The organism is Xanthomonas sp. SHU 199, from assembly GCF_000364665.1.
Taxonomy (GTDB): Bacteria; Pseudomonadota; Gammaproteobacteria; order Xanthomonadales; family Xanthomonadaceae; genus Xanthomonas_A; species Xanthomonas_A sontii.
Map to the genome: position 1 here is coordinate 1 of NZ_AQOI01000050.1, position 4,122 is coordinate 4,122.

The 4,122-nt window shown below is 68.9% G+C and carries 5 protein-coding genes; 2 read left to right on the forward strand and 3 right to left on the reverse strand.

Annotation, left to right across the window (positions count from 1 at the left end; all coding sequences use genetic code 11):
- Together D183_RS23850 and D183_RS0102585 are read left to right on the forward strand one after the other, a co-directional pair.
- Positions 1 to 728, forward strand: a 728-nt coding sequence (locus D183_RS23850) for a DUF6537 domain-containing protein (RefSeq protein ID WP_039725940.1), incomplete at its 5' end; no start/stop codon positions are given.
- Between the two features lie 268 nt (positions 729 to 996).
- Positions 997 to 1,647 (forward strand): hypothetical protein, encoded by a 651-nt coding sequence (locus tag D183_RS0102585; protein ID WP_232757186.1) that lies wholly within the window; start codon positions 997 to 999, stop codon positions 1,645 to 1,647.
- 302 nt (positions 1,648 to 1,949) lie between these two features.
- On the opposite strand, the gene D183_RS0102590 is transcribed toward D183_RS0102585, so the two are convergent.
- From D183_RS0102590 to D183_RS0102600, 3 genes are all read right to left on the reverse strand, one after another.
- Positions 1,950 to 2,732, reverse strand: coding sequence for a hypothetical protein (locus D183_RS0102590; protein ID WP_010340940.1), 783 nt, complete (start codon positions 2,730 to 2,732; stop codon positions 1,950 to 1,952).
- A 363-nt stretch (positions 2,733 to 3,095) separates the two neighbouring features.
- A complete protein-coding gene (locus D183_RS0102595; protein WP_017907611.1) occupies positions 3,096 to 3,698 on the reverse strand; it encodes a DUF938 domain-containing protein in 603 nt (200 codons plus the stop codon).
- Positions 3,699 to 3,768: 70 nt separating this feature from the next.
- Positions 3,769 to 4,122 (reverse strand): OST-HTH/LOTUS domain-containing protein (locus D183_RS0102600; RefSeq protein ID WP_017907612.1); only part of this gene is annotated, 354 nt, incomplete at its 5' end.

The window sequence follows — 4,122 nt, forward strand, 5'->3', positions numbered from 1 at the left end:
AGCTGCCGGCCGCCGCCGACAGCGGCGAGGCCGGGCACGCGCCGCTGGACGACAGCCGCCTGTCGCGCTCGCTGCCCGAGCTGGTCGCGCGCCGCCACGCCTTCCTGGTCGATTACCAGGACGCCGCCTACGCCGCACGCTACACCGCGCTGGTGGAGTGCGTGCGCGCTGCCGAGCAGCGCGTGGCCCCGGCCTCGACCGCGCTGACCGAAGCGGTGGCGCGCTACGCATTCAAGCTGATGGCCTACAAGGACGAGTACGAAGTGGCACGGCTGTACACCAGCGGCGCGTTCGCGCAGCAGCTGCAGGCGCAGTTCGAAGGCGACTACCGCGTGCGCTTCCACCTGGCGCCGCCGCTGCTGGCGAAGAAGGACGCGCAAGGCCGGCTGCGCAAGCGCGAATACGGCCCGTGGATGTTCACCGCGTTCAAGTGGCTGGCCAAGTTGCGCCGGTTGCGCGGTGGCACCTTCGACGTGTTCGGCTACAGCGCCGAGCGGCGCGGCGAACGGCAACTGATCGCCGACTACCTCGCTACCGTGGACGAACTGCTGCAGCGGCTGCAGGCGGACAACCTGGCGCTGGCGGTGCAGATCGCCAGCATCCCGGAACACATCCGCGGCTACGGCCACGTCAAGGAAGCGCACCTGCACGAGGCCAAGCAACAGGAAGCGCGGCTGCTGGCGACCTGGCGCAACCCGAAGGCGCTGCATATCGTGCAGGCGGCCTGAGCGGGAGACGAACGCCCGCCACCTTGCAGCGGCGCAATGGCAGCATCGAGGGCGTCTGACCGAACGCGGCGCGGCTGGCGCTGCGCCTGCTGCTCTGCCGCGTTCCATGGCGTCCGTGCATTTGCTGCAGGAGTGGCTGCAGCCGCGGCCCGACTCCAGCCGCACGCAGGACGGCGGCATCGCCCAGGGCGGCCGGCCTTGGGCATCATCCGCACGTTGCGTGGATCGCCAGCGATCCACGGCCGCATCACCCTCGAAGGAACATCGCGTGAAGCGTTTGCTCAAACTCGCATGCATGGCGCTGGTGGGCGCCTTCCTGCTGTTCTACCTACTGGCGGAGCACGCCGGCCCCTGGATCATGCCGCGGTTCATCACGATCCGTGTCGTGGCGGGACCCGATCGGCCACTCTCGGGCGCGAGGATCCGCGTCCAGCAGGACGTGTGGTCGATCCCGTGCCTGAGCTACATGGGGATCTCCGGCGCGAGTTGCGCGTCGGGCAAATGGACGGTCTTCCATGGCCGCCTGGATCGCAACGGCGAAGCGCGGGTGTTGGTCTTTCAGGCAGCCGGGTTGCGAGCGGACTCGTATATCGCCTGCATCCATGGGAACCAGTACGAGGGCTACTTCGCCTACACCGAGTGGCCAGAGCAACAGGACGTGCAGCGTCTCACCCTGGACTACAAGCGCCTGGAGCAGCAACGAACAGGTTGCATGAACGGCTATGGAGAAGAACCGCTGGCGGCGCCAGCATGGTGGGATGCTGCGTTGAAGGAAGATGCGGAGGCGGAGGCACAGGCCGAGGCACAGGCGCGGGCAGAGGAAGAGGCGCAGGCGCAGGCGCAGGCGCAGGCGGACGATCCGTTGCAACCGAAGGTTCAGCAACCTCCAGCGCGTTCGCCGACATCGGACAGACTGTAGGGGGCAGGCTGCAGGAACAACTTCAACCGCGACCTGCCATGTCACCCGGTGACGATGCAGCCTATTCCCAGCGGCATACCGCGCGTCACTGCCATGCAGCTGGATCCCGGTCGATCGCGATGATGTCGATACGGAAGGATCTGCGCGTCGGGACTGAAGTCCCTCCCACATGGTTGCTTCCGTAGACTCCGCATACGACACAGCAGCCCTATGCAGCGGCCGCTGTGTCGTATCAGGATGCGATTCGGTCGAGTGCCCGGTGGCAACTCGACCGAGTGCCATTCAACGCAACGAACGTCGAATCAGACCCGCGGATCGGGCGGGTTGCCGCGGCCCGGGCGATCGTAGCGATCGGAATCGAAGGCCTCGCGCACCGCCGCCTTGGCCTGCGCCCAGCTCAGCCGCGAGCGATCCTTGGCGCGCTCCCAGCCGCTTTCCAGGTCCGTGTCCAGGCGGTCGTCCCAGACGCGATCGCGGTAGCGGCTGCGCGCCTGCACGCCGTAGCGGTAGGCCGGGCGGTAGTCGTCGTAGCTGCTGTCGGTCTCGCGGTAGTCCACGGTGTCGAAGCGATCGGCGTAGTAGCGATCGCTGTCCTCGTAGGTGCGGTAGGTGGCGTCGGCACGCTCCCAGGAATCGCGCGCGGCCAGCCGCGCCTCGTCCCACTCCAGGCGCGAGTCGCCACGGCGCGTGCCCCAGTCGTGCGACAGCTCGCGCTCGTGTTCGTCCCAGGTGCGCGAGGGGTACTGCTCGCGTGCCTGCAGGCCCAGGCCATAGGCCGCGGCGTAGTCGCGGTCGTAGTCGTAATCGGCCTTGGCGTAGTCGCGGTTGCGGTATTCCTCGCGCCAGTACGCATCCTCGCCGGTGGGATCGATGCGCTCGGCCACGCCCTTGCCCGCCGCCGCACCGGCCACCACGCCGACCGCCGCGCCGATCAAGGTGCCGAGCGGCCCGAACACGGTGCCGGCCAGCGCGCCCGCGGCCACGCCGCCGGCGGTACCGCCAATGCCGACCCCGACCGGATGCGAACCCGGGGTGCCGGAAATCGGATCGCGATTGAGATCGCGGGCTTTGTCGTTGTTGTCCATGGGAACGCTCCGTGGCGAAGGAAGGAAGCACCGGCTGCAGGCATATCGGCGGCGGCGGGTGTCGGCGCACAGTCGCAAGCGCGCGGTGAATCCGCCGTGGCACGGCAGTGAACCCGTGATGAGGGAGAGAGTGCGGCTTCGTCACCTGGACACAACGCCTACTGCGTCGCCCACCATGCAGCGCAGGCATGGACCGGCCAAGACAGTGCTGCATCAAGCACGTCGGCGTATTCGGTACGACCGCGCAGACGCATGCACAGTCACGACATGGCTGACGCAGTCAGATTGGGCGCCCACGGCGAATCCGCCTGCGCGATCGCGCATCCGCACGGCGCCAAGGCATCGCCGGGTGGCGCTCCTGCCTCAGCCGCGGCGCCAGACCAGGCAGCGGTTGTTGGCCGGCATCGCCACGTCTTCCTGCAACGTCAGGCCCTGCGCCTGCGCCAGCGCGTCCACCGCCTCGGCATCGCGGATGCCGCTGGCCGGGTCCCGCGCCTTCAGCCACGCATCGAAGTCGCGATTGCTGTCGCTGGTGAAGGCGCCGCCGTAGTTGAAGGGGCCGTAGACCACCAGCATGCCGTCGGCGCTGTTTGCCAGCAGTTGGCCGACGCCGGCGAAGAACGCCTGCACCGCGTCCCAGCCCATGATGTGCAAGGTGTTGGAAGTGAACACCGCATCGTAGCCGGTGCGCGGCCACGGCCCCTCGCGCACGTCCAGCGCCAGCGCCGGCGGCGTGTTCGGCAGCGCCGCCACCTCCAGCCACTGCGCGATGCCGGGCAGGTGCTCGGCGCGCTCGCTGCATTGCCAGGTCAGCTGCGGCAGCGCCGCGGCGAAATGCACCGCGTGCTGGCCGGTGCCGCTACCGATCTCCAGCACCTGGCGACGATCGGCGAACTGCCGCTGCAGCACCTGCAGGATCGGATCGCGGTTGCGGTCGCAGGACGGGGCGTAGGGTCGATCGCTCATCGTGGCGTGCACCTGTGTGTGCCATTGCGCGCCACGACGGCACGCACCAGTGCGAGTGGCAGCGGACGGCTCATCCGCGCGAGCGCACGAAGATGCGCTTGCCGCCGCCCTCGTTGCCGCGCTCCTCCAGTTCGAAGTGCGACGACAGCCGGCGCAGCAGGTCGCTGAGCTTCTTGTGCCCGTACAGGCGCGGATCGAAATCCGGGCGCACCTTGTTCAGATAGCTGCCCACGCTGCCGAGCCCGGCCCAGCCCTGATCGTCGGAAGCTTCCTCGATGGCCTGGCGCAGCAGGGTCAGCGGCGCCTGCTTGGTCTCGGTGGCGGCGGGCACGGGCTCCGGCTTGGCCGGCGTCGCGGCCGGCTTCTTGCGGCCCTTGGCCGCCGGCTTGGCAGCCGCAGCGGCGGGCTTGGCCGGCTCCGCCGA

Bases quoted from the DNA above. Each gene is read 5' to 3' on its own strand.
- D183_RS0102590 (WP_010340940.1), bottom strand. From the start codon at position 2,732: ATGGACAACAACGACAAAGCCCGCGATCTCAATCGCGATCCGATTTCC.
- D183_RS0102595 (WP_017907611.1), bottom strand. From the start codon at position 3,698: ATGAGCGATCGACCCTACGCCCCGTCCTGCGACCGCAACCGCGATCCG.